General features: G+C 40.8%; 27 protein-coding genes and 1 tRNA gene. 17 read left to right on the plus strand and 11 right to left on the minus strand.

Features of this window, described 5'->3' with window-relative positions; translation table 11 throughout:
* Positions 1-14: 14 nt before the first annotated feature.
* Positions 15-950 carry an alpha/beta fold hydrolase gene (locus tag RMX89_RS13780; protein WP_322689323.1) on the minus strand — a complete coding sequence of 312 codons (936 nt, stop codon included), beginning with the start codon at positions 948-950 and terminating at the stop codon, positions 15-17.
* A gap of 127 nt (positions 951-1,077) precedes the next feature.
* On the opposite strand from RMX89_RS13780, the gene RMX89_RS13785 reads away from it, so the two are divergent.
* From RMX89_RS13785 to RMX89_RS13815, 7 genes are all read left to right on the plus strand, one after another.
* On the plus strand, positions 1,078-1,959 hold the full coding sequence (locus RMX89_RS13785; RefSeq protein WP_322689324.1) for a shikimate dehydrogenase: 882 nt from the start codon (positions 1,078-1,080) through the stop codon (positions 1,957-1,959).
* Between the two features lie 335 nt (positions 1,960-2,294).
* Entirely contained in the window at positions 2,295-2,543 is a 249-nt protein-coding gene (locus tag RMX89_RS13790) for a helix-turn-helix transcriptional regulator (protein WP_322689325.1), read from the plus strand.
* Positions 2,544-2,815: 272 nt separating this feature from the next.
* Positions 2,816-3,997 (plus strand): hypothetical protein, encoded by a 1,182-nt coding sequence (locus tag RMX89_RS13795; protein ID WP_322675642.1) that lies wholly within the window; start codon positions 2,816-2,818, stop codon positions 3,995-3,997.
* 593 nt (positions 3,998-4,590) lie between these two features.
* Positions 4,591-4,839, plus strand: a complete 249-nt coding sequence (locus RMX89_RS13800) for a hypothetical protein (RefSeq protein ID WP_322689326.1) — start codon at positions 4,591-4,593, stop codon at positions 4,837-4,839.
* A gap of 140 nt (positions 4,840-4,979) precedes the next feature.
* Positions 4,980-5,132: a hypothetical protein gene (locus RMX89_RS13805; RefSeq protein ID WP_322674866.1), complete on the plus strand. Its 153-nt coding sequence runs from the start codon at positions 4,980-4,982 to the stop codon at positions 5,130-5,132.
* A 121-nt stretch (positions 5,133-5,253) separates the two neighbouring features.
* Complete coding sequence (locus RMX89_RS13810) at positions 5,254-5,460, plus strand: hypothetical protein (RefSeq protein WP_322689327.1); 207 nt, start codon at positions 5,254-5,256, stop codon at positions 5,458-5,460.
* Between the two features lie 351 nt (positions 5,461-5,811).
* Positions 5,812-6,882: an NADH:flavin oxidoreductase/NADH oxidase gene (locus RMX89_RS13815; RefSeq protein ID WP_322689328.1), complete on the plus strand. Its 1,071-nt coding sequence runs from the start codon at positions 5,812-5,814 to the stop codon at positions 6,880-6,882.
* A 291-nt stretch (positions 6,883-7,173) separates the two neighbouring features.
* Here RMX89_RS13815 and RMX89_RS13820 read toward each other — a convergent pair whose 3' ends face one another.
* Entirely contained in the window at positions 7,174-8,601 is a 1,428-nt protein-coding gene (locus tag RMX89_RS13820) for a DUF2252 domain-containing protein (protein ID WP_322689329.1), read from the minus strand.
* Between the two features lie 132 nt (positions 8,602-8,733).
* On the opposite strand from RMX89_RS13820, the gene RMX89_RS13825 reads away from it, so the two are divergent.
* Entirely contained in the window at positions 8,734-9,414 is a 681-nt protein-coding gene (locus RMX89_RS13825) for a RibD family protein (RefSeq protein ID WP_322689330.1), read from the plus strand.
* A gap of 116 nt (positions 9,415-9,530) precedes the next feature.
* Here RMX89_RS13825 and RMX89_RS13830 read toward each other — a convergent pair whose 3' ends face one another.
* The 3 genes from RMX89_RS13830 to RMX89_RS13840 all read right to left on the minus strand — a co-directional run bounded on the left by RMX89_RS13830 (position 9,531) and on the right by RMX89_RS13840 (position 10,648).
* Positions 9,531-9,881, minus strand: a complete 351-nt coding sequence (locus RMX89_RS13830) for a histidine triad nucleotide-binding protein (RefSeq protein WP_322674861.1) — start codon at positions 9,879-9,881, stop codon at positions 9,531-9,533.
* A gap of 277 nt (positions 9,882-10,158) precedes the next feature.
* A tRNA-Pro gene (locus RMX89_RS13835) sits at positions 10,159-10,232 on the minus strand.
* Positions 10,233-10,282: 50 nt separating this feature from the next.
* Positions 10,283-10,648, minus strand: coding sequence for a DUF1818 family protein (locus RMX89_RS13840; protein WP_322674860.1), 366 nt, complete (start codon positions 10,646-10,648; stop codon positions 10,283-10,285).
* A gap of 709 nt (positions 10,649-11,357) precedes the next feature.
* Here RMX89_RS13840 and RMX89_RS13845 point away from each other — a divergent pair.
* From RMX89_RS13845 to RMX89_RS13855, 3 genes are all read left to right on the plus strand, one after another.
* Positions 11,358-12,599 (plus strand): aminoglycoside phosphotransferase family protein, encoded by a 1,242-nt coding sequence (locus tag RMX89_RS13845; RefSeq protein WP_322689331.1) that lies wholly within the window; start codon positions 11,358-11,360, stop codon positions 12,597-12,599.
* A 101-nt stretch (positions 12,600-12,700) separates the two neighbouring features.
* The gene (locus tag RMX89_RS13850; protein ID WP_322689332.1) at positions 12,701-13,789 is read left to right on the plus strand and encodes a T3SS effector HopA1 family protein; all 1,089 of its coding nucleotides are present in this window, start codon (positions 12,701-12,703) and stop codon (positions 13,787-13,789) included.
* A 162-nt stretch (positions 13,790-13,951) separates the two neighbouring features.
* Positions 13,952-14,533 (plus strand): hypothetical protein, encoded by a 582-nt coding sequence (locus RMX89_RS13855; protein WP_322689333.1) that lies wholly within the window; start codon positions 13,952-13,954, stop codon positions 14,531-14,533.
* A gap of 292 nt (positions 14,534-14,825) precedes the next feature.
* Here RMX89_RS13855 and xth read toward each other — a convergent pair whose 3' ends face one another.
* On the minus strand, positions 14,826-15,608 hold the full coding sequence (gene xth, locus RMX89_RS13860; RefSeq protein ID WP_322689334.1) for an exodeoxyribonuclease III: 783 nt from the start codon (positions 15,606-15,608) through the stop codon (positions 14,826-14,828).
* Positions 15,609-16,065: 457 nt separating this feature from the next.
* Between xth and RMX89_RS13865 the strand changes: the two genes are divergently transcribed.
* From RMX89_RS13865 to RMX89_RS13875, 3 genes are all read left to right on the plus strand, one after another.
* Positions 16,066-17,136: a glycosyltransferase family 4 protein gene (locus RMX89_RS13865; protein WP_322689335.1), complete on the plus strand. Its 1,071-nt coding sequence runs from the start codon at positions 16,066-16,068 to the stop codon at positions 17,134-17,136.
* 55 nt (positions 17,137-17,191) lie between these two features.
* Positions 17,192-17,377: a hypothetical protein gene (locus RMX89_RS13870; RefSeq protein WP_104909358.1), complete on the plus strand. Its 186-nt coding sequence runs from the start codon at positions 17,192-17,194 to the stop codon at positions 17,375-17,377.
* 111 nt (positions 17,378-17,488) lie between these two features.
* Entirely contained in the window at positions 17,489-18,511 is a 1,023-nt protein-coding gene (locus RMX89_RS13875) for a zinc-dependent alcohol dehydrogenase (protein ID WP_322689353.1), read from the plus strand.
* On the opposite strand, the gene RMX89_RS13880 is transcribed toward RMX89_RS13875, so the two are convergent.
* Positions 18,508-18,945, minus strand: coding sequence for a hypothetical protein (locus RMX89_RS13880; RefSeq protein WP_322689336.1), 438 nt, complete (start codon positions 18,943-18,945; stop codon positions 18,508-18,510). The two genes, RMX89_RS13875 and RMX89_RS13880, sit on opposite strands and share 4 nt — an antisense overlap.
* Positions 18,926-19,378 carry a Panacea domain-containing protein gene (locus RMX89_RS13885; protein ID WP_322674854.1) on the minus strand — a complete coding sequence of 151 codons (453 nt, stop codon included), beginning with the start codon at positions 19,376-19,378 and terminating at the stop codon, positions 18,926-18,928. The genes RMX89_RS13880 and RMX89_RS13885 overlap by 20 nt, the downstream gene beginning before the upstream one ends.
* Positions 19,379-19,545: 167 nt before the next feature.
* Between RMX89_RS13885 and RMX89_RS13890 the strand changes: the two genes are divergently transcribed.
* Positions 19,546-20,310 carry an ABC transporter ATP-binding protein gene (locus RMX89_RS13890; protein WP_322689337.1) on the plus strand — a complete coding sequence of 255 codons (765 nt, stop codon included), beginning with the start codon at positions 19,546-19,548 and terminating at the stop codon, positions 20,308-20,310.
* Positions 20,311-20,375: 65 nt separating this feature from the next.
* Here the strand turns inward: RMX89_RS13890 and RMX89_RS13895 are convergent, their stop codons facing one another.
* A complete protein-coding gene (locus tag RMX89_RS13895; RefSeq protein WP_322674852.1) occupies positions 20,376-20,906 on the minus strand; it encodes an orange carotenoid protein N-terminal domain-containing protein in 531 nt (176 codons plus the stop codon).
* A gap of 216 nt (positions 20,907-21,122) precedes the next feature.
* Between RMX89_RS13895 and RMX89_RS13900 the strand changes: the two genes are divergently transcribed.
* Positions 21,123-21,500 (plus strand): hypothetical protein, encoded by a 378-nt coding sequence (locus RMX89_RS13900; RefSeq protein WP_322674851.1) that lies wholly within the window; start codon positions 21,123-21,125, stop codon positions 21,498-21,500.
* A gap of 145 nt (positions 21,501-21,645) precedes the next feature.
* Here the strand turns inward: RMX89_RS13900 and RMX89_RS13905 are convergent, their stop codons facing one another.
* Both RMX89_RS13905 and queG read right to left on the minus strand, forming a co-directional pair.
* Positions 21,646-22,281: an HAD-IA family hydrolase gene (locus RMX89_RS13905; RefSeq protein ID WP_322674850.1), complete on the minus strand. Its 636-nt coding sequence runs from the start codon at positions 22,279-22,281 to the stop codon at positions 21,646-21,648.
* Positions 22,256-23,230, minus strand: a complete 975-nt coding sequence (gene queG, locus RMX89_RS13910) for a tRNA epoxyqueuosine(34) reductase QueG (RefSeq protein ID WP_322689338.1) — start codon at positions 23,228-23,230, stop codon at positions 22,256-22,258. Before queG ends, RMX89_RS13905 begins: the two co-directional genes overlap by 26 nt.
* A 238-nt stretch (positions 23,231-23,468) precedes the next feature.
* Here queG and RMX89_RS13915 point away from each other — a divergent pair, with 238 nt between their 5' ends.
* On the plus strand, positions 23,469-23,900 hold the full coding sequence (locus RMX89_RS13915; protein ID WP_322674848.1) for a ketosteroid isomerase family protein: 432 nt from the start codon (positions 23,469-23,471) through the stop codon (positions 23,898-23,900).
* The last annotated feature ends 79 nt before the right edge of the window (positions 23,901-23,979 follow it).

The raw sequence follows: 23,979 nt of genomic DNA on the forward strand, positions 1-23,979 counted from the left end.
GAGATTTAATCTCCCTAGTCAATAGACAAAACCCAATCGTGTAAAAGTTGGTTTACTTTATCGGGTACTTCGTCGTGGGGACAATGACCTGCTGTTAAAAAATGCTCTGTCAATTCCGGGCAATATTGACGAAACTTTCGAGAACGTTCTCTAGCATTCATCCACGGATCGGCTTCTCCCCATAACATCAACAGAGAACAAGTTAATTGCTTTAATAGTACATCAACTTTTTCCCCTTGAGGACTGCTAAAAACTGAAACAAATACATCCAACGCACCCGGATCAAAAGCAGGACGAGAAATTTCTTCTACCAATTGATCTGTAACTGCACTTTTATCAAGATATACCTTTTCTAAGGTTTGGCGAATTACCCAACGTTGTCGCACGTATTGAAATAACACAAACTGAGCTAAAGGTTGTTGAAAAATCCATTTAACTGAGTCACCCAGAAGTTTCTCTAAAGAAGAGGGTTTTTTGGGTGGCTGAATTTCGCTTTGCAAAGCTTCCGGTTCTGATGTCGACTGGCTTTCGCTAAAAGGGCCGGCACTATTGAGCAACACTAATCCAGCCGCACTGTCAGGACGTTGGGCTGCAACACATAAGCAAGCATAACCACCAAGAGAATTACCTGCTAATACTGCTTTTTGACCAATCACTTCGCTGATAAAATCATGGAGTTGGTCGCGCCACAAGTCGCCACTATACTGCAATTTTGGTTTTGCCGATCGCCCGAATCCCAAAAGGTCGATCGCAAATACTTCAAAATCTTGACACAATCCTGTGATATTCTTGCGCCAGTGGTCTGTGGAAGCACCAAATCCATGTACCAAAAGCAAAGGCGGACGTTGCGTTTGTTTCTCTCCCGCACGCACGTAGTAAACGTTGTGCCCGCGCCACTGCCAATATTTGCCAGGAATTGGAGTTGTAGAGGAGGCTGTAGTTGCCTGCATGATTTAAAGAAATGTTAAGGAGCTTTTAATAATTGTAGGCTACCTGAGGGGATTGGGGCAGGGGAGCAGGGGAGCAGGGGAGCAGGGGGGCAGGGGAGAATAACTACTGACAAATGACTAATGACAAATGACAAAAAAAATTACAGGCAAAACTAAGCTACTAGGGGTAATTGGGCATCCGGTGGAGCATTCGCTGTCGCCAGTGATGCATAATGCAGCGATCGCACAATTAGGATTAGATTACGTTTATCTGCCTTTTGGGATTGAACCACAGAATTTAGAGGTGGGGATCGCAGGTTTTGCTGCTGTTGGGGTTGTCGGCTTTAGTGTGACAATACCTCACAAACAAGCAATCATTCCCTTACTCTCAGAAATTACACCTTTGGCTCAAACTATTGGAGCCGTGAATACTGTTAGCCGCCAAAATAACAAATGGGTAGGCACAAATACAGATATAGAAGGATTTATCGCCCCTTTGCAGACAACATATAAACAAGATTGGAGTCAGAAAGTAGCGGTAATTTTAGGCAATGGTGGTGCAGCAAGAGCTGTTGTCGCAGGTTGTACTCAGTTAGGTTTTGCCCAAATTCATGTTGTTGGGCGCAATATGCAGAAATTAGAAGAATTCCGCAATAGTTGGAGCAATTCACCCCTTGCTGAGAAATTCCAGGTTCATCAATGGGAGAAATTACCAGAACTAATTCCCCAAGCAAATCTGCTGGTAAATACAACTCCGATTGGGATGTATCCCAAAGTTGATGAATCGCCTTTGAATGCAGAAGAAATCGCGAATTTACCAACGGGTGCGATCGCTTACGATTTAATATATATTCCTAAACCAACGCAATTTCTCCAGCAAGCACAAAAACAAGGCACAATTGCGATCGATGGATTAGAAATGCTAGTTCAACAAGGGGTAGCAGCATTAAAAATCTGGTTGCAGCAGGAAACTTTGCCTGTAGAAGTGATGCGTCAAGCATTACAAAATCACCTGGGTTTGGGAAAATGAAACGTTCTATAGAACTCCTACTTGCTTATTTCGGTGCGTAATTGATTCCTTAAAAATCAATACAGTTCAAAATGAGCAACAAAATCCAGATGTAGAGACGCGATTTATCGCGTCTTAAAAGACCAATTATCTACACCAACAACCCTTAACCCAAGCGTATTGCCTTAAAAATCTCATTAGGAAATACGTATCTACGGACGTGTAATTACTTGGTTAGCAAATCAAGAAAGTATAAAAACTCTAGTATATTTTCGCCTATCAATTCAGCATTAGCCCCAATAGGATGTAGCAGAATACATATCACTCGCCAGATTAACAGGTGCGTTCTTAGCTAAATGACTATTAAGAAACCTTTGCTAATCAAGCAACCGGAAGTTGGAAAGCTCATCCGTGAACTTCGTGGCATAACTGATCTTACCCAAGAACAGTTTGCAGCATCTTTAGGTATAAATTATTCGACGGGAAACCTTTGGGAGAAAGGATATACCAATCCTTCATCTCTAGCTATGCAAAAGATTCAGGGGATGTTAAAGGAGATGGGTGAGCTGGGGCAGAAAGTATCGGTGAAGTATTTGTCGAATTAGAAAGCAGCCAGAGAGGCTTAATTGAAGTTACTTTCCCCCAATTAACAGGTTATCGCTACGACATAACCACAAACAATTCAATTCTAATTTTAGCGATGTTTGCAGATATGCATATTTTGCGGATTACTCAACCTTTGAGTTTGAGTTTACCGTAGCCAATATTTTCTTCAATTTTCAGACGAGTTTAGCTTAAAAACGCGCAAAAACTCCCAAAATTTTTTTCTTAATTGAACAGCCAATATTTTTCAGTCAACCTTATCTAGGACTGTACAATGTTTGATTACTCTACCCCCGCTTTAGCTACATATCTTAATATTTCCTCGCCAAGAGCAGCTTGCACTAACGGCAGTAAAGTTGCGGTCATCAATACTGAAGGTGTATGGGAAGTAGAAAGTAATGGGACGAAAAAACTAATCCCAAACTCTAATTATGATGCTCGTGACATAGTAGCAATTGACGGCAAAACTTATGTCTTAGCTGTTCCAACAGGACTAGTAAAAATCAAAACTGACGGAACTAAGCAAAAAATAGTTAGCAACAAAGCTAATTCAAAGACACGGGTAAAATTTTTGCAAGATTGGATTATTTACCAGTCTGCAAATACTCTATCAATTTATGACAAAAACCTCAACTTTAAAGCCAAACAGAGTTATGGCGTAACTGAGGTAATGGATTTTGAGTATAAAAACGGCTATCTCTACACTAGTGGCTACCAGCAACAAAAGAGGTTAGGTATTCCCGTTCAGATAGCTTTTCTTTACCGAATGGTTTTCGATGGAGCAAAAATATTTGCTTTGGCAAATTTAGCAGGAAATAACCAAGGCAAACTTTGGGGCTACAATTCTGCCGATCTTGCTCACGACATGGCAGACACAAGACTTAACCGATTACATATTGTTGAAGACAAGCTTTATGTCCTTGGTTCAGTTTATGGGGGTAACTCAATCTACAGGTGGAATGGCAAAGACTTATTAACAAAGACTTTGATTACCACAGACAGCTATACCAATGCTGCACAAACCCGTGATGAGACAAAGGTTTATATAGGAACTGTTAATCTGACTAATTTTACTGTCGAGCGTGGACAGCTAAGTATTCCAAGAAAGCCTACAACTGCCGGGATGGGAGACGGCAGTAGCAATTTCCCTAAAACTATTTACTCAGATGGCAGTAAAATTTTTGTGGGTTCTTCTGCTGCTTATGCGATCGCCAATAGAGATAATCAAACCTTCATGGGTAAACCCATCTCGCCTTACCGTGGAGATGCATCTCTTTTAGTTGTCTCCAAAAACCTAATGACTCGCCACGCTTGGGTAACACCGGGAAATGGTGAAGTATTGCTATTTACTGATAAGTTTGCAGTAATCAAAACAGATAATAAAAAAAATGACTTGGCTACAAATGTAGGAACTGCCCAAACTTTACCAACAAATACTTATTTCGTTAGGTTTTAATAGAGCAACTAGATTGTAGAGAATATCGTTGCTCAATTCTTTTTTGCAGAAAACTGTCAGCCAATACAGTTCAGATAAACCCAAAACCCGGATGTAGAGACGCGATTTATCGCGTCTGGAAAGACCAATTATCTACACCAAGACCCCTTAAACTAAGCGTATTGAACTATACGCAAGATTAATTATTAGTTTTTTGTTGGCGTAGAGTTTACGCCAACAAGTTAGTTTTTTATCCAAAGTCTAATACGTACTTTATATCTTAACGATAATTGCATAGCAGGCTATTAAGCTAAAAGTTTTACCCTGTCTCATCTAACTCTTATTCGATGCAGGATATATTATTTTAACCATTGAGGACAAGTATAGTTCTTGTCCTTTATTTTTTTGAGAAAGTTTTCGCCACAGACTGCATTTTATTCAAGGTAATATCAATAAATTTTAATAGCCTCTTGTTTTTTAGCACAATTTATGTAAATCTCATAACTGTATAATACGGTAAAACGATGTACTTATCGTATTATACCGAAAAATTAGGTGGGTTAGCCAATAAACTCAAAATTTAGTGCCAAGTAAACTTTTTAGGAGATGTAATCGTGAATACATATCAATCGGAGTCAGGCAATAGTTCGACTTCGCAACTGAATTTAGAGACTGATGTTCTAGTCATAAGCGGCGATCCATCAGCAACTTGGGCAACTTGGAATGCTGCTGCTCAAGGGGTAAGAGTGATACTCGTAGATAAAGGCTACTACGGTACCAGTAGAGCAACAGCATCTTCTGGTACTGGTTGCCTCGTAGATGACGAAGGGCGTCCTAGTCGTCGCACTATAAGAAGCTCATGATTATATGCGCTTGATACGTAATCTCCCCAGCTTCAAAGAGAGATTGAGGGTGAGGACATTTGATTTATACAAGAAGTCTATTCTGTAAGCTGCTAGTCAGGCAACTTTGCTGATTTCTAACCCTGGATTTGCATTTAATTTTGAGTAGACAAATTGGTAGCGATCGCGCTCATACACTTGCCTTTTTTCAACGGATTACTACCCTCACAGGACGCGATACCATCGACAATATCCGTAATGAAAAGTTACTTAAATATGCACAAGTTAGAGATTTTCTTAACAAGCAGTATTAAGAGCGAATACTACCTGTATTTTAAAGATAGCGAAAGAATGAAGAATGACAATTTTGTTACTTTGTCTTTCCTAAATTAGGAGTTACTAAACTTAAACTTGAACATTCGTGGAGGTCAAATCATGTTTTCTGGAAAAATCGAAAAAGAATTATTTAGTGAAGAAATTTGGTCAATTTGGCAAACAACTAAATTACCAGACCATCTACAGCTATTAGCGGATCGAGAACTAGGAAAACGCGATATCTGGGAATTGCAGTCTCAAAAGCCTGACGATCGGTCGATTTCTCCAAATCTCTATGATGACTCTAGTCATTCAACAAATATTTAACAAAAGAGGTAGTTCTTGCGTAAGGCAGGATAGCATAGCGGTAGCGAGTCCGCCCACTCTGTAAGAGTTGCAAGCTAGCAAGAGCGTCTTTTAGAGAGCGTTGGCTGGAAGAATACTGCCCTACACAAGAACTACTGCGATACCTACGGCGGTAAATTCGGCTCTGAGAGTAAGGGTTTAAGTCTCCCAGCAAATTCAAAATTTGCTGGGAAACTATCAAGTGGTGGGTCTAAATTCCCCACTGATTGCATTCTGAATTTTGACTTCTCTATTTAATTAATGCAAAATCGAATTCATGCTGCAAATCCCTTCCCAATTTATTTTACGTAGCAAGAGAAGGAATCAAGATTAATGGCACATCTATTTGAACCATTCAAGATTCGTGAAGTTGTTTTTCGCAACCGCATCGCCGTTTCACCGATGTGTCAATATTCCAGTACAAATGGATATGCTAATGATTGGCACGTTATCCATTTAGCTTCTCGCGCAGTTGGCGGTGCAGGTATAGTGTTCACAGAGGCGGCAGCTGTAGAGCCGCGTGGACGCATTAGCCCGCAAGATTTGGGAATTTGGTCGGATTCACATATCGAAACTTTAGCCAAGACTGTGGCATTAATTCATAACTTTGGTGCTGTTTCAGGTATTCAACTTGCTCATGCGGGTAGAAAGGCCAGCACTGCCAAACCGAGTAAGGGAGGGAAAGCATTAGATGAATCTCAGGAAGGTTGGCGTCCCTTAGTTTCGAGTAGTGCGATCGCTTTTAGCCAAGATAGCCCAGTTCCAGAAGCTCTCAGTCTTGAGGGAATTCAAGAAATTATTGACGCCTTTGTTCAAGCAACCAAACGTTCTCTCCAAGCTGGTTTCAAGGTAGTGGAAATCCATGCTGCCCACGGTTATCTACTGCACCAATTTCTTTCACCTCTTTCTAACCACCGTCAAGATGATTATGGTGGCAGCTTTGAAAACCGGACTCGTCTGCTCAGAGAGGTAGTTCAAGCAGTCCGAGAGGTTTGGCCTCAAACACATCCACTCTGGGTACGCATCTCCGCCACTGATTGGGTAGATAATGATGGCTGGGACATTGAGCAAAGTATTGCTTTAAGTGACAAACTCAAGTCTTTAGGAGTCGATCTCATCGATACTTCATCAGGCGGTACTATACCGGGCGTTCATATCCCAATTAAACCTGGTTATCAGACTCAGTTTGCCGAACGCATCCGCCGCGAAGCTAATATTCATACAGGAGCCGTGGGCTTAATTACATCCCCTGAACAAGCTGACGAGATTATTCGTACAGAAGTCGCTGATATAGTCCTGTTAGGACGCGAACTACTCCGCAATCCTTACTGGCCACATCTGGCAGCCAAACAACTGGGACACGATAAACTTTGGCCTGTTCAATACGATCGCGCTTGGCTGTAAGCTTTCCTCGTTCCCATGCTCTGTAGATTGGTGACAACTTAAAGTAATAGACTTGTTGGCATTTGTCGGGAAAAGGGTAAGGGGAAAAGGGGAAAGGAACAATAAAAAACATGAGTCCCTTTTCCCGCCTCTTGCAAAAATGACTTTTGCAAGAGACTCCATGAGCGGAACTCACAAGGAACAATAAAAATATCTCTTCCCCAGTCCCCAGTCCCCAGTCCCCAGTCCCTATTTTTAAGGCAGGTCTGATGTACATATCAGGTGAATTGATTAGAGCAATTATTTGATGTTCTAGTAGAGTTTTACCCCTTGTTTATAAGCATCTATAAAACTCCTGTAGTCATATTCGACTTGAGTTGCATAGTCCACAGCAAAGTTAAAAATTTCGTCTTTGAATACAGCTTTATTACCACTCACAATATCAGTTACTTCTTTGTCAACGCTGACAGGAATAATCGCAGCATCATAGTCTCGATCGGAGATTGCATGGTTTTTGGCAACCACCTTCCCTGCGTACCCCATCGCATCCATGAATTTTGACTTACTGGTTAACAACTTATAGTCAAAGTCCACTTGGTAGGGTGATTTTTCACGCACCAAAAAGGGAATGCTACTGACAGTAGTATAACCAACCAAGGGATCGAGATTGGATAACATCGCTGTCGTAGTGATTGTCACCCTTGCCCCTTCTTGATTTCCGTAGACTGAACTCGGCAGCAGACCTGGAGCTGCGATCGCCACTGCGCTACTGCCTTCCTGTTTCATCTCCAAAATGCGATCGTCGTCGGTTGCTGAACTTGGCCCCTCAATCAGCAAGTAATATCGGTACTTCCCAAGACTACCAACACCTGAACCTAATTTAAGCCGAATGTCCTTGAGAGTATAGTAACTGTCGTTGTAGCGCTTACTGATAGGAATTGAGGCGATATAGCTGCTCATAGCCCCAGCAATATCAGAATAGGTGCTGCTGGATACAGACTGGAGTTTTGAGGCTGTCTTGAAGACGCGATTATTACTGTTATTTAGCACTGTATACTTTTTTAAAAGCTTAGAACGCCTCTTATCTGATGCCTTTTGAATCAAATCTTTGACCACACCGTTCGTATTGCTGGATTCTAAACGGTATGACAGTTCATCATTGCTTCCCTTAAAGTCGTTCATCTTATTGAGGTAAGCATCCAAGAAATTTCGCACAACATCCTCAGCATCAGTTGAGTTAAGACCATTGTTTTTAGCTACCAACAAAATAGAGATTGCCATCCGTCGCAAGTCCCAAACGTAAGGGCCAAGATAGCCTTCATCAAAGTCGGTGGTGTCAAAAACGTTGTTGTCTTTGCTATCTCTTATCGCTCCAAGATTTTGCAGATGCATATCTCCTTCTAACCAGATGGCTGAGGTTGAAGAGTTTACAAATCGTGAACTTGGTAAAGTCTGCATATCACGATAAAAAATGTGAGCCGTCCCCCGATAAAAAGTGAAAAAGCTATCTTTAGCTGTCATCTTTTGCATTTTCGTTGCCAGTTCTTGAGGCAATTGAGAAGCAAAGGGATGATTATATTGGTAAATTTCATTCACTACCCAAGTCGAACGGGGAGTTGCAGCTTGAACTGGAGATGCAAACCCCAAAATTAAAATTAAGACAAATACGACGATTGCAGATATGTGGTTAGGCATGATAGTTTCTAAGGCGTAAAAAAACTCTTGTGTAGAGAGAATCATTCAACAACAGTTTTTTACCACCTTGAGCCATACTTAACAAAGTGATTTAAAGCACAATGCAACAACTATTCACTCTCAAGTATGGAGAGGATTCAAAAAGGTAAAATTATAAAGAATCGTTACAACATAATCATGTCAACCATCCAAACAACTGTGGTTCTTGCGATGACGGCCGATGGAAAAATTAGTGCCGTAGATCCGAAAGCGCCTCGTGAACCCAATGTAGTCGATCAAGCACACTTGGAGTATCAAGTCTCCCTTGCCGATTTAGTGCTAGTAGGAGCAGGGACAATTCGGGCTGAGGGGGGAACCTTTACAATTAGCGATCGCGAACTGTTGGCAGCACGTGAGGTTCGCGGCCAGTCTCCTCAGCCGATTACTTGTGTTGTTTCAGGTTCCCTTAACTTATCGCCGGACTTGCCTTTTTTGAGTCAGGACATTGAGCGATGGATATTTACCACACGGACTGCTTTAGAGCGCAGTTCTGATACAACAACTTTGCAAAAACTGGCTGAATTAATTGATTTGGGAGATACAGACCTAGACTGGGATCGGGCCTACACCTTGATGGCAGAGCGGGGTATTCGCAAAGTCGTTGCTTTGGGAGGTGGCTCTTTAACAGCTGCTCTAGTTCAGGCAGGGCGAATTGACGATTGGTGGCTGACCATTTGGCCGCTCATTTTTGGGGGAAAGCACGCCCCTAGCCCAGTGGAAGGAGAGGGTTTTCTTCCCTATGCTGCTCCTCATCTAGAACTTATAGAAACTCGTCAGGTTGGAAGCGATCTGTTTTTACACTACCGCACAGTCAAGTGAAAACGCGCTGCCAGAATTCAGTACTACGATCCTTGATACTAGAAAGCAGGGGCAAAGGGGTGCTTTTGCCCACAATTTGACTCAGTTTGTACCTTTTACCCTACCCCTGCCTCTAATCAACCAGGAGGCCAATTTAACTGCCGTCCTCCCAAGATATGCAAATGTAAGTGATCGACTGTTTGACCGCCGTCATCACCAGCATTGATGACAACTCGATAACCATTTTTTAATCCAGCTTCTTCTGCAACACGTTTAGCAGTTAACAAAAGATGCCCCAACACAGCATGATCCTCAGATTCAGCCTCAGCTAGTGTCGCAATGGGTTTTTTGGGAATGATGAGGATGTGAACGGGTGCTTGGGGATGGATGTCTTTGAATGCTAGGGCTAAATCATCCTCATAAACAATATCAGCGGGAATTTCCCGACGAATGATTTTGCTGAAAATCGTTTCTGTAGTTTCACTCATGCCAATCTACCTACTAATCTGCTAGAGATTTTATATTAAGTCCGCCTAATTACTTATCATTGACAAAATTTGATTGTGCGGGTAATACCATTTTGGATTTTAGATTTTGGATAGTGAAACATCCATTGGATAAGTGTTTCAGTTTTCCATCTGTCGCAATCATTTTTCAAATTGGTATAACATCCCTATTTACTGTTCGGTTAGGTTTTTTCAGGAAAAAGCTATGAAAAAACCTGCTAATCTTTGAAAAAGACTAGCAGGTATGGCTTATCATCAATCGGAGCGGCGGGATTCGAACCCACGACCTCCACTACCCCAAAGTGGCGCGCTACCAAGCTGCGCTACGCCCCGGTCAGAATTCCTATCATATAACAAAACTGTAGGATTATCAAGAGGCAATTTTAAAAAACCTTAAGCATCCCACTAGCTTGCAGTAAATCTGGAACAGCAGAAGCATTCCATTTACCTTCTACACATCGCCCTGTATTCAAGATGAAGCGCAGACTGTAATCATCAGGATAGCCTTCCACTTCCATCCATAATAAATCGCTTTCGGCTTCACAAGTAATTTTTTCCTCTTCCATCAATTCAGTTGCGAGTTGCTTCATGGTGTCTGCTAGCTGTGCTAGTAGACGACAAAAATCATTTAACTCGGCTTCGGTTAATTCAATCGCCCAATCATCTGTACCAACTAAACCTTTAAACTCAGGTGTATCGGGGTTCCAGCCAATACGCCAACCCAATCCGGTTTTAACAACGCGTTCCATTCAAAGTAGGCTTGTGCATTCTCAGGTTAAAGTTTTAAAAGTTATCCGCCAACTGGTAATCACAAATCATACTTGAAAAATGCCGTGTTTCAAGCTTGACAAAAGTACACTTACATAAGATACGCTCATGTAGGCTTTGTTTGCGATCGCCCATAGTCATCTACAATTTGTAGGTGACGAAAATAACGTGAAAATAAGCTTTCCAGACATCAATTCTGAAAATTAAATCAAAAAATAATTACTAATTGCTAAAAAACTCCGGTTTTTTTGGCTTTGTGATGATAAATAAAAGTAATACTATTGAATCACGTGCTTCGTACCGCGAAGGATTACTGAAATTCTTCGCTGCTGTCTAGATGACTACTAAACATCAAACAACATCTGCTACCAATCAGTTTTTTGCTGGGGATGCTTCTTTGCTACAAAAAAAGGCTCTACCACAAAACTTACTCTAGATGTATCTAAGTAACTATGCTGATAAAGTGTAAAGATGTCACGGTATCTGGCAGCCAATTTTAAAGGAATCGCAAAGGACTTGGTGCCAATTTGGCAAGTTTTTCTCCAAAATATGAGATATTAGTAGATTGTAGAAATCTTTATTCTTATTCACATCTCTCTTTTTGCATTAGTTCCTATCTACTAAAACTCTTAAGACCAAGCAAATTTGACACGATAAGTTTAAGTAATTTAATGAAGTAGGAAATAATACATGGTATTATCACTGTCTTCTCATAACGTTATCCAGTATCTGCAAGACGCGGGTCTGTGTAGCTCAGAAGATGGCCCATCAGACAAATCTGAGTTGCCAGGAAGTAGTCAGAACAATTTCAATTTACTAGTGACTTTAGCAGATAATCACCAACTGCTGATTAAACAAGAACGTAACGTTAACAACAATGACGGCGCGCCTCATGAATTGTTTCAGGAGTGGCTGTTTCACCAGTTGTTACAACAGTTTCCAGTTCTAGGTAATACTTCAGCAATTGCGCCATTGGTAGTGCATTTTGACGAAGAAAATTCAATTCTTGTCCGTAGCTACTTGAATGAATATCTAGAGCTTGCAGAATTATACCACAACAATGAGATTTTTCCACAAGAAATTGCTTCTGCCATCGGCATAACTTTGGCGGGACTGCATCGCGCCACCTACAATCGCCGAGAATATCAGGATTTTATGGCAACTGCTCCCCAAGGAGAGTTTCGCTACGGGTTTTACAATCCAGCGCAAGGGGTAGGGTCGATTGGACCGGAGATTTTTGCGACCGTTCCCACGGATGCACTAAAATTCTATGTTCTTTATCAACAGTACGAGAGTTTGTCATCTGCGATCGCAGATTTGGCATATAGCTGGAATCCTTGTTGTTTAACTCATAACGACCTGAAATTGAACAACATTTTGGTTCATTCCAGATGGGAGCAATTAGACAATTGTCTTATACGACTAATTGACTGGGAAGCTTGTTCTTGGGGAGACCCAGCCTTTGATTTAGGAACTTTACTGGCAAGCTATTTAGGAATTTGGCTTAAGAGTCTGGTAGTAGACCCCACCATTGAGTTAGAAGAATCTCTACATTTGGCGTTAACACCGTTAGAGATTTTACAACCTTCAATTATTGCCTTAATTAGGGCTTATATAAATGCTTTCCCAATGATTTTGGAATACCGCAGTGACTTTATTTCGCGGGTTATCCAGTTTGCGGGGCTGGCATTAATTCATCAAATTCAGGAGATGATTACCTGCCGTAAACATTTTAATAATGTTGAACTCTGTATGCTGCAAGTAGCTAAAAGTTTACTTGTAATGCCAGAGCAAGCTCTACTGACCATCTTTGGAATCTCAGAGTCAGAAATCCTGAATCCTGTGGCAAAGATTCATAAATTTCCTCAGCCTGTGAAAGAGCAGCAGTTACTTCGGATTTATTACGAGAAAACTCGGCTACGTGGTTGTTAGTAGTAGGGAGTAGAAAAATTTGAATCAGAACACACAATTCTGAATTCTGAATTCTGACTCCTGAATTCTATTTTATTAAAGTTTGATTTCTGAATGGATTAATGCTAAATTCCTCTATCAATCAATCGTTAAATTCTCTATTTGATATTGCTCAGAATATCCAGATTGAGTCTAATTTTTGTATTTACCATCCCAATTATCAACCCTTCGCTCTGCCGACTAAAATAGCCGATAGATTTCAGCAAAATTCCGTAGATTTACAACAGAAGTATCTCACTCTCCTGCTGCGAAATTTTCTCTATGGAATCTATTACAATGGCTCCCTGCAAAGTACTTTGGCAGTCAATACTGATAATACTAATCAACCGCAAAAGCATAATTTAGCAGATAATTCTATTTTGGAAATTGACTGGGACTTTTACGAGCAACTGCACGCCAGTAATCACGGCATAGGTTACTTTGACCCTCGATGGCAGGTGTTGCGGAAAGAACCTGATGGGACTATGGCTGTGACTAAAGGCGGTTTAACACTTTATGTTGAGCCAGATTGTCATCTAGAATCCAGTAAGAAATCTACCAAAGTGGGTGATATGGTAGCAATCTGGATGCCCAAAAATCGACTGCAAAATGGCTATTACTTAGCAGTTAGCAATGTTGGACAGGAACGGCAAAGCAACCCAGACGCCGATTTAGGAGCAGGGCGAATCTACTTTAACTTTACGGCATTTGGTGCGATCGCTCTCATGGAAAGCTTGACGCTGCAACTAAATACAGCCTCGATTCCCTTTAGTTTTCAGGTTCTCCACAACCCTTCTGCATACGGACGCTATGATTCGGGGCTACTTTACTTTGAACTCCCTGACTATCCAGCAATCCGCACAATCCTTCAGACTGTTTATATCGAAAATCAATTCCATTTCCAGCCCGAAATTCCTTTGTTTACCAAATTTTTAGCTCCAGGATTAGGTTTAGCCGAAGAACCAACCCAAAAATTTGCGGCACAAGAAAGTTTTGGGATGAACCGTTGCCAAATCGTTGCAAATGCTTTGTTGGAAGCTTGGCAAAAAGGTAAAAATGCGATGGAGGAACGGATGAGGGTTATTGACCAACATTTTGCGCGGCATCTAATAGATTTGCAGCGTCCTTATCTCAATCCTAGTTCTAAGGATATATACAAGCCGTTAAATTGATGGGGAGTAGGGAGTGGGAAGAACTACAAGTTTCAGGACAGATGTGGTTTAAATTAAGATTTATGAATGATAGGACTTACGTATTAAAGCCTGAAATTTAGATCCCGCCAAGCCCCCCTTAAAGTTTAAAATTGATTAGTTTAAATTAACCAATTTTAAGCTATGAATCATTTAATTAACGAACTTTTTGTAAAGATAAAGTCTGACGACGAACGTGTACGTAGTAATGCAATTACTGACATATCATTCATCTTAGAAATTAATTCTTGGCAGTTACCACTAGAAAAAAGAATGAGTAGATATCATGGTTTAATAAAACATGAGTTAATAAATATAAATTTAGCGGATAACGAAGAGGCAGAAATTGTAGAATTCCTACAAAGAGAGATTATTTATTCAAATAAATTAAAGAGTAGTTTATTATTTACAATTGGTAAAGCTTCATCAAAGACCGGGCTTATACTACTACTAGACATTATTCAAAATTACTCTTCTGAATTTAATGCAAATGAGTCCTATCAAACTTTAGTTTCTTTAGAGAGGTTATTGTTCTGGGATTATCATGGATTATCTGATGAAGAAAAAAGAAACATTATTTCTCAAACAAATCCTACACCTTTTATAGAGAGTAAATTAGCATGGGCATTGAATAATCCTAATTCACCCCACTCATCTGAGTTGCAGCATAATGCCGAACGTTTACTAGGCGGTTTAAGTCAATTACTGAAAAAAACTAATGAATAAACAGCACGATATAGAGTTATCGTTAATTTTTATAACTCGTTAAGATACCGCTATCATTCCAATCAACTAACTCCACACGCCCTACAGCAACCTTTGATACTTGTAAATAAGTCTTTGATAGGACTTACGCAAAATTATGAAAAAACGAACCGCCTTCTCTGCGAGAGGCTTCCGCCAACGCACAGAGTCTCGCAGAGAAGAAATAAGAGTTTCAGAGAAATATTGCGTAAGTCATATTTGATACTCGTTAATGAGCATCAAAACTCCACTCTTTTTTGTCCCAATGCCCAATTCAAAATTCCACAATTACCGGCACATGGTCGCTGGGTTGAGTTAACTTTCTCGGTGCGACATCAATAATGCAACTTGTAGCACGCTCATAGAGGATGGGCGTGAGATAGTGATGGTCAATCCGCCAACCTAAGTTGCGACGAAAAGCGGCGGAGCGATAATCCCACCAACTATAATTTCCACCTTCTGTGGTGAATTTGCGAAAAGCATCGGCAAATCCAAGTTTCAGAATATCCCGTAAGGCTTGGCGCTCTGTTTCTGTTGCCATAATGTGATTTTCTGTACTCACTTGCTCGTGAATATCCTTATCTTCCAAGGCGATATTGAAGTCGCCGCACACACAAATTGCAGATTCTGACAGCACGAGCAATCGCAAATACTCATGTAGCGCTGTTAACCAGCGTAGTTTGTATTCGTATTTCTCCGTTCCTACCGCCGCGCCATTAGGAACATATAAGTTCACAATCCGCACACCATCAATTACACCAGTAATCACGCGCTTTTGCTCGTCCCATTCGTGGTGTAAATCTGGCAAAATCGCCCTAAACCCGCTACTGACATTTACGAGTGGCTGGCGGCTAATCAGGGCTACACCATTATAAGATTTTTGTCCTGACATATAAAGGTTATACCCTAACTGCTCAAAAGGCGATCGCGGAAATTCAGCATCCACAACTTTGGTTTCTTGCAAGCAGAGAACATCAACGGGATTTAGGGTTAACCAATCGATAACCTGTTCAAGGCGAGTGCGAATTGAGTTGACGTTCCAAGTAGCGATTTTCATTAGTTAATTATCAGAATTTTTGTAAATTACTAATTACAAATTATGTAATTATTGTACAATTACTTAATATTTATATTTACTGTTATCTTTTCCAATTACCTTTAAATGAAGCTTTAATGGCTTGATCCCATTGAATATTTTAGTATTGTCAGCTACTAAATATTCAATTTTGTAAGTTCTGTTACAAAACATTCTACCTCTTTATGATCCCCAAGACAGATGCAACAAATAATAGATTAGCTATACGGTTAGAAGTGTAGCTCAGACTTGACTTTTGCCGATAGTCAGTTAGATTTGTTGGCAGAAAATTTGCGGTACGGTTAACCGTTATTGGGCTTTTGATAGGCTGTTAAGTAAATTTAAATGTCAAAAGAGTAAGTACAAATGCTCTTTACTCATAAAATAATGACCTAGATCATTATTGAGGACAATTTCATAGACTGAACCAGAAAAACTTATGAAAATCGCTCAGGTTGCCCCCTTATGGGAAAGGGTTCCACCTCCTAATTATGGAGGAATAGAATTGGTAGTGAGTCGCTTGACTGATGAACTTGTTCGTCGCGGTCATGAGGTAACTTTATTTGCCTCTGGTGATTCTCAAACTTTGGCTCATTTAGAAGCAGTTTATCCACGTGCATTACGCTTAGACCCAAATGTGAAAGAGTATGCAGTGTACGAAATGCTAGAACTAAGCCAAGTTTACCAGCGTGCCGAGCAATTCGATATCATCCATTCTCATGTAGGGATTTCGGCGTTACCTTTAGCGAGTTTGATAACAGCAACTGCTACAGTCCACACCCTGCACAATAATTTTACAACTGACAACCGTCACGCATTTAGCTACTACCAAAAGCAACCATACATCAGCATTAGTAATTCGCAGCGTCAAATCGATCTTAATTATGTTGGCACGGTTTATAACGGAATTGAGCTAGCAGATTACCCATTTGTAGCTCAACCCTTAGAACCTCCATATTTAGCATTTTTAGGCCGTTTTTCGCCAGATAAAGGCCCGCACCATGCGATCGCCATTGCTAAACAAAGTGGTTGGCGCTTGAAGATGGCAGGAAAGGTGGATGCAGAAAACTCGGAGTTTTTTGAACAAGAGATTGTCCCTCACATAGATGGTGAGCAAATCGAATATCTCGGTGAAATTAACCACGCCCAAAAAACTGAACTTCTGGGTAATGCTGCGATAACTCTTTTCCCCATCAGCTGGCAAGAACCTTTTGGCTTAGTAATGATTGAATCAATGGCAGTTGGTACGCCAGTAATTGCCATGAATTTCGGCTCCGTACCTGAAGTTATTGCCCACGGTAAAACAGGTTTTATCTGCAATAGCTACGCAGAAATGGCAGCAGTGATTCCACTAGCATTGGAACTCAATCGTCAAACCTGTCGAAAACATGTAGAAAACAACTTTAGCGTTAGCCAAATGGTTAACGGATATGAAGCTGTTTACAGACAAATTATAAAAGACCGCATAGAATCGAATGGCCGCATTCATGCAGCTAACATTCAGTTTTAATCAACTGCTTTTTTGACTTAGTTTAAAACAACAATTTTTTAAGGAGGACATTGGTATGAGTACGAGAGCCAACACTTGCCCATGCTGCGGTGGTTCCCTCCTGCGTCATGCCCGTCATGGTGAACTATATTGGTTTTGCCTGTCATGCCGACAAGAAGTACCGCTGTTAACTGCTACTCGCCTGCCTAATGTGGAAACCCGGAACACCGGTGTGGTTCCCCAGCCAGCGGTGAATACCTAGTTTTTCAATCAATATATAAAACCTACTAAAAATCAATACTGATTTCGTTTAAACCTATCAATAAGCGCCAACTGGTAAAATCGGATGGAGCTAATTAATAGGTTTAAAATTTTGTTAGCAGCGTTACTTTATGGTCAAGAAGATTTACGCCTAGAGGAAGTTTCTGACCCTACTCCGGCGGCTGGAGAGGTTGTAATCCAAGTGGGGGCTGCAACAACTTGCGGTACAGATTTGAAAGTCTGGCGGCGTGGTGGTCATGCCAGGATGCTGATACCGCCAACCCTGTTTGGTCACGAAGCGGCTGGGCGAATTGTTGCTATGGGTGCAGGAGTGACAAATTGGCAAGTAGGCGATCGCATCGTCGCTAATAATTCTGCTCCATGCACGAATTGCTTTTTTTGTCAACGTCAAGAATATTCTTTATGTCCAAATTTGACCTGGAATAATGGGACTTTTGCCCAATACTTGAAAATTCCTGCACCGATAGTAGAACATAATTTGTTGCAGATTCCCGATGAGTTGCCGTGGGAATTGGCAGCCATGACGGAACCTTTGGCTTGTGTATTGCATGGTGTAGCGCGTTCTAATATTAAGCCCAAAGATAAAGTAGTCGTCTTGGGAGATGGGGCAATCGGGCTGATGTTTGTGGCGGCGTTGAGTGAGACAACTGAGGTTTTGCTGTGGGGAGGTAATAACCACAGACTAGAAATTGGTCAGAAATTGGGTGCAACCCAGACCTTTAATTATCATCAAATCCCGGATATTCCCAGTGTAGTGAAAGAACTGACCCAAGGATGGGGCGCAGATGTAGTAATTGAAGCTACTGGTGTCCCAAGTGTTTGGGAAACTGCGATCGCTTGTGCCCGTCCTGGTGCAACAGTCAACTTATTCGGTGGATGTCCACGGGATACCAGCATTACCGTCAGTACAGAACAGCTACACTATAGCGAACTTACCCTCAAAGGCGTGTTTCATAATACACCAGAGTATGTGCGATCGGCTCTTGCACTCATAGCTAGTCGTAAAATTCCCTTTGAGTTACTTATTAGCGAACAACGACCATTAAAAGATTTAGAACAGGTGTTTTCTGATATGAAGGCGCGTAAAGTAATTAAGGTGGCGATGATTCCTTAGTATTTTGCAGGGTACAGCAGATGATCTGGATCTAGCCAAACAATGTAGAAAATCTCGTCAATAAAGAACCCATGAACCCTACCATGTTCATTTGAGGAGATGGAAAACTGATATGGTATGTCAACTAATTGTTCTTCATTTGGCAAACCAAATGCCCTCTCGCTGGTATCTTCCCACTTGATGGGATGACACCTGAGCGTACTGCTACGATTTACTAACAACTCTTGAGCCGTTAGGCTAGATAGAGCTTTTAACCGATCAAGCAAGGTCAGCCAGTAGATTATTTCTTTTTGGCTACAAGAAAATTTGCTGTTACTGTCCTGATAATATTTAAACGAAAAGCTGATGCCTTGAGTTGGCTTCAGCTTTGTTGCTCTAATACCTGATGTGCCGTCTTTGGCAATCTCAGTCTTCTTAATCCTTTTCTTCGACACGAGATCCGTAATACTCCTTCATCCACTGTTTCTGAATAACTTCGTTGGAAGCTTCATCAAGTGGTAGATTTCCTCTAGCCAAATTCCAGGGTGTCTCGGCATGAGTCATCTGCTCTAGTTCATAACCATCACAAGCAAAGTATTCGTGTGCAACCTCATCTAGAAACTCTTGAACCTCTTGGGGTAATTCTGGGTTAACATCTTCTAAAATTGGTTGCCATCCAAAAAGCCTATACTTCTGGTACAACGCAGGTATCACAGGGCCATGTATCCAGGCTTGAAAATCCTCTGGGAATAGAGGAGTGTCATTGAGTGCAAGATGCCAAGCCTGAGCGTAGTACACAAGCTTTTGCAGCTTTAGATTACTGATAAAAGAGCCTGTTTCATTTGCTAACCAGATAAAGTAATCTGCTACGTTAAAACATGACAACACTACAACCACCCCCTTCAGTATGCTAGATAATAGTTAGCTTTTATTTGCTCTAATACATCACCTTACAGAGTTATCACAGCAAGAGCTAGGAAGAATTTTTCTGCTTCTTATAGTCTAATTGAGCGATCGCTAGAATTGCGTCTCTACCACCTAATAACTAAATCCTTATGGCAAACACTATTTCAATTACCGATTCTCTAGTTCCTAATCCCGTCCCGAAATCAACAATTATTCGTTTGGAGAATATCTTTAAAATATATGGCAGTGGCGAAACTGAAGTCAAAGCACTTAACGATGTTAATTTAACTATCAACGAAGGCGAATATTGTTCAATTATGGGGCCATCTGGTTCAGGTAAATCCACAGCTATGAATATTATCGGTTGTCTAGACAGACCCACAGGTGGACATTATTACTTAGATAATATTGATGTGGCGCAAATGGATGATAAATCCTTGGCACACATCCGTAATAAAAAGCTGGGGTTTGTCTTCCAGCAATTCCATTTATTACCCCAACTCACAGCATTAGAAAATGTGATGTTGCCAATGGTCTATGCTAGTGTGAATCCGAAAGAAAGAAGCGATCGCGCAACAGAAGCCTTGACGCGAGTTGGTTTAGCAAATCGCCTCAACAACAAACCAACTCAACTATCTGGTGGACAACAACAAAGAGTAGCGATCGCCCGGGCGATCGTCAATCGTCCCGTAGTACTCCTCGCCGATGAACCCACAGGCGCACTTGATTCGCGCACAACCCAAGAAGTTTTAGATATTTTTGGCGAACTCAATGCCAGTGGAATTACAGTTGTCATGGTAACTCATGAACCAGAAGTTGCCCGTCAAACTCATCGCATCGTTTGGTTCCGTGATGGTCAAGTAGTACACTCTAACCTTACTCCAGCCGACTTGAGTCAGTTAGCTGTCTCGTAGGTTCTTAAAGTCCGCCTGTGCGGACTTTAGTTTGTGTAACCGCGATTTCTAATCGCCAAAGCTGATTACAAACTTGACGTTTTTCCAGTTTCTGCTTGCGTTGCGATCGGCTTAACATCGGTGTAACCCAATTCACCAGATATTGTCCGAAACACTGAAATTTGCTCTTCAAATTCTAATTTTTCAATTTGCGAAAGCAAATCATTAATTTCTTTAGTTGGCTGGTAGGTGCTTGGCAAATCAACCACTTTATCTCCCATAGCTACCGCCCAAGCATACCAAACTAACAGTTGATTGTTCTCTTTTATTGCCCCATAAGCACGGGAATACTCTGTGTCCTTACGGTTGACTATATCCCGCATAATTGCCAGTTGCTCCTCATCTGACAACTTAAAATAGTCTTCTGATAAAATTGGTGATAGTTCTGGTTCAGCAGCAGCAGGAGCGGCTGGAGTCACAGAGTCTCCCATTTTTTTATAAACTAAATAGAACCAGGCTAGTTTAGCATCGGTGTCTAAGGCGTTAAACGCATCTACCAAGTTTTGAGTTTCATTGCTCTGGGCTTGAGAAATATTTTTATCGTAACTTGCAGTCATAAATTTGTTTCCAAAGAAATTTTACAGGCCAAACTAAGGGTTACCAAAATTTAAGCATCAGATTCTACTACCAATAGAAAGAGTTAAATTAATTAAAAATTGTCGATTTAATCTACCTTTTAATAGAGGTAAAAGTCTCCCCCAAGAAGCGATGAAGCAGCACATTACTTTGCTATAATTTTCCCAGCAATAAAAAATTTACCTAAGGTTTTAATTATGCCTGATGAAGAAGTGAAGCCAAATTTAAATGAAGCTTCCACCCAGGATGCCCAATTAGCTGCTGATAGCATAGCTAGTGGTGAAGAAGAAGCGCCAACGGTGGATTTTGATGCTGATTATGCAGCTGCACAAAAATTCAGCGTGAGTGAAGTTGACCGCACAGGTAAAGGTGCAGCAGCAGCCGAAGCAGCCACTGCACCTAACCAGAAAACCTCTCAGCCACAACAAACAAAAACTCAAACGCAGTCAACTGGTAATCCTGATGATTTTCTAGAGTCAGCAAAGGAAGTTGGCAATTCTCCGGCTGAGGGTGTAACTAATGTTAGTGATGATTTAGTAGAACAAGCTTTGGAAAAGGGTGAACGGAAAAATTAGTTTTTCGTGATATCTTGCTATTTTGTAAGATGGGCAATGTCACAAAATAAAAGAATTGAAACTATCGCCATTGGGAGACATTGCCCACTCTACTTTTTTGCTCAATTGTCAATTTTTAAAATTATCACTATCGATTTTTGACTATTTAACGACTGTTCATCACTTCTAGTAGTTCGCTAGGTTGCTGAATTAAATAATCTGGATTTTGCTTGGCTAGTACTTCCGGTGAATTAAAGCCCCAAGTGACTGCAATCACTTGGATATTTGCTTTTTTTGATGCTTCTATATCTCTGGTTTCATCTCCAACATAAATAACCTCTTGAGGTTTGAGTTGCTTTTGCCTCAAAACATTATTTATAATAGTTGTCTTGCCAAAAATTGTAATTCCTGAGTAGATAAAATCAAATAGGTGATTTAAATCATTGATTGTGAGGAATTGCGTAACATTTTCTTTAGAATTAGAAGTGATAATACCCAGTTTATATCCTTGATTTTGGAGTTCTGTTAATGCTTCCTTAATACCCAGAATTGGCTTTAATTCTGGTATTTTATTTTTTAATTCCCCTTTAACTTGTTTAACTAGAAAAGGGATCTTAAATAGAGAAACTCCTGAGTACTTAATGATTTCCCTAGATGTTAAGCCTTTGAGAAAGGCTAATTGTTCTGGGCTTATTTGTTTATAACCAAAGTCTATAGCTAAACGATTAGCAATACTTACAAGGGCATCTACTGTATCAGCAATTGTGCCATCAAAATCAAAAATAATTACTTTCTGGGTCATTCTTCTGCTTGGATGCGTCAAGATTAGCTAGGGCGTTGCGTCGTAACATTTCTGGCTTAATCCGCCGCAAGGCAGATGCTGGAAATCGTTTATCCCACTCCCGATCTGAGATTTGGGCTAATTCTAGCAGGTGGGGAGCAATATTCACTGGATTTGGCTGAAACTCTTCAATATCAGTTGTTTGGGAAAAACGTTGATTCCAAGGACAAACATCTTGGCAAATATCGCAACCAGCAACCCAACCTTGCAAATGAGGTGCGATCGCCTCTGGCAATTCCTTGTCACGATTTTCAATGGTATGATAAGCAATGCAGCGATTAGCATCGACAACAAAAGGTTGAGTAATTGCACCTGTGGGACAAGCCTGAAGACAACGAGTACAGCTACCGCAGTGTTCTGTGTGTGGGCGATCGCTCTCTAATTCTAAATTGGTCAACACTTCTCCCAAAAATACCCAAGAGCCATATTCCCGTGTAATCACATTACCATTCTTGGCAATCCAACCAATTCCGGCAAGTTGAGCCAACACTTTATCTTGCACCGGGCCAGTATCTGCATAATAAAGAGCCAATACGCCTGGATCGAGTGATTTTAGCCATATAGATAGCTGCTTGAGTTTTCTATGCATCACCTTGTGATAATCCCTTCCCCAACCATAACGGGAAATTTTGGCGTATTCCTTACTTTCAGCACGTTGATGTGGTGTGTAGTAATTCAGCGCTACACACACTAGCGATCGCACCTCTGGCATCACTAAGCGGATATCCTGACGCTTTGGATTAGCCATCCATTTCATATCAGCGTGATAACCTAGTTCAATCCATGCTTGCAACCTCTGCGCTTCTGTGGCATTTACCCGATCTACAGCAGTAATTCCAACTTTGTGAAAGCCCAACTCGCTGGCTTTTTCTTTCACCAGACTGCTGCTCGTTACAGAATACTGATTCATTTTTTTTATCTGGATTTTGCCCAAATAAAGGCGTTTTAATTATATATGATGTAGCTATTACCTTTAATTAAGATTTATTAAATGCTCATATGTAGCCTGTCTTAAACTGCATAGTAGTTCAAAACTTCCATCGTTAGGAAGATTTATTAATATGTAGCAATCTATTTCAATAGCAGCTTTTTTTTTACTTATTTTTGTATTGAAATTAATATTCAGATACCATAATACAGGTAATTTTATGACCTCTGCTGAATTTATATCGCCAGCGCAGTTTAAAGAAGAATTCCAGATTGAAGGAATTACAGAACCAAGTGTACTGCGTTATTTTGAAACCTTAAATGCAGGAGAATTTGAGGCAACTGCTGCCTTATTTGCGATAGATGGTGTGATGCGTCCGCCATTTGAATCTGATATTGTCGGGACAGATGCGATCGCAGCCTACTTAAAACAAGAAGGTCAAAACATCAAAGCTTATCCGAACACAGGAATAGCCGAGACTTTAGAAAATGGAGATATCCAAGTCCAGGTAACAGGCAAAGCCCAAACTTCCTGGTGTAGTGTCAATGTCTTGTGGCTATTTATCCTCAACCAACAACGGCAAATTTCTTATACTAGAATCAAACTTTTAGCTTCCCCGAAAGAGTTACTTACTTTACGTCGTGAAAAGTAAATAGCGAATAACTAAAAAGAGCAAAATTTGAAACCAATATTTATCACCTACTCACACAGTATTCATGGCTTTCTCCTAA

Origin of the sequence: Nostoc sp. DedSLP04, from assembly GCF_034530775.1 — a bacterium.
GTDB lineage: Bacteria > Cyanobacteriota > Cyanobacteriia > Cyanobacteriales > Nostocaceae > Nostoc.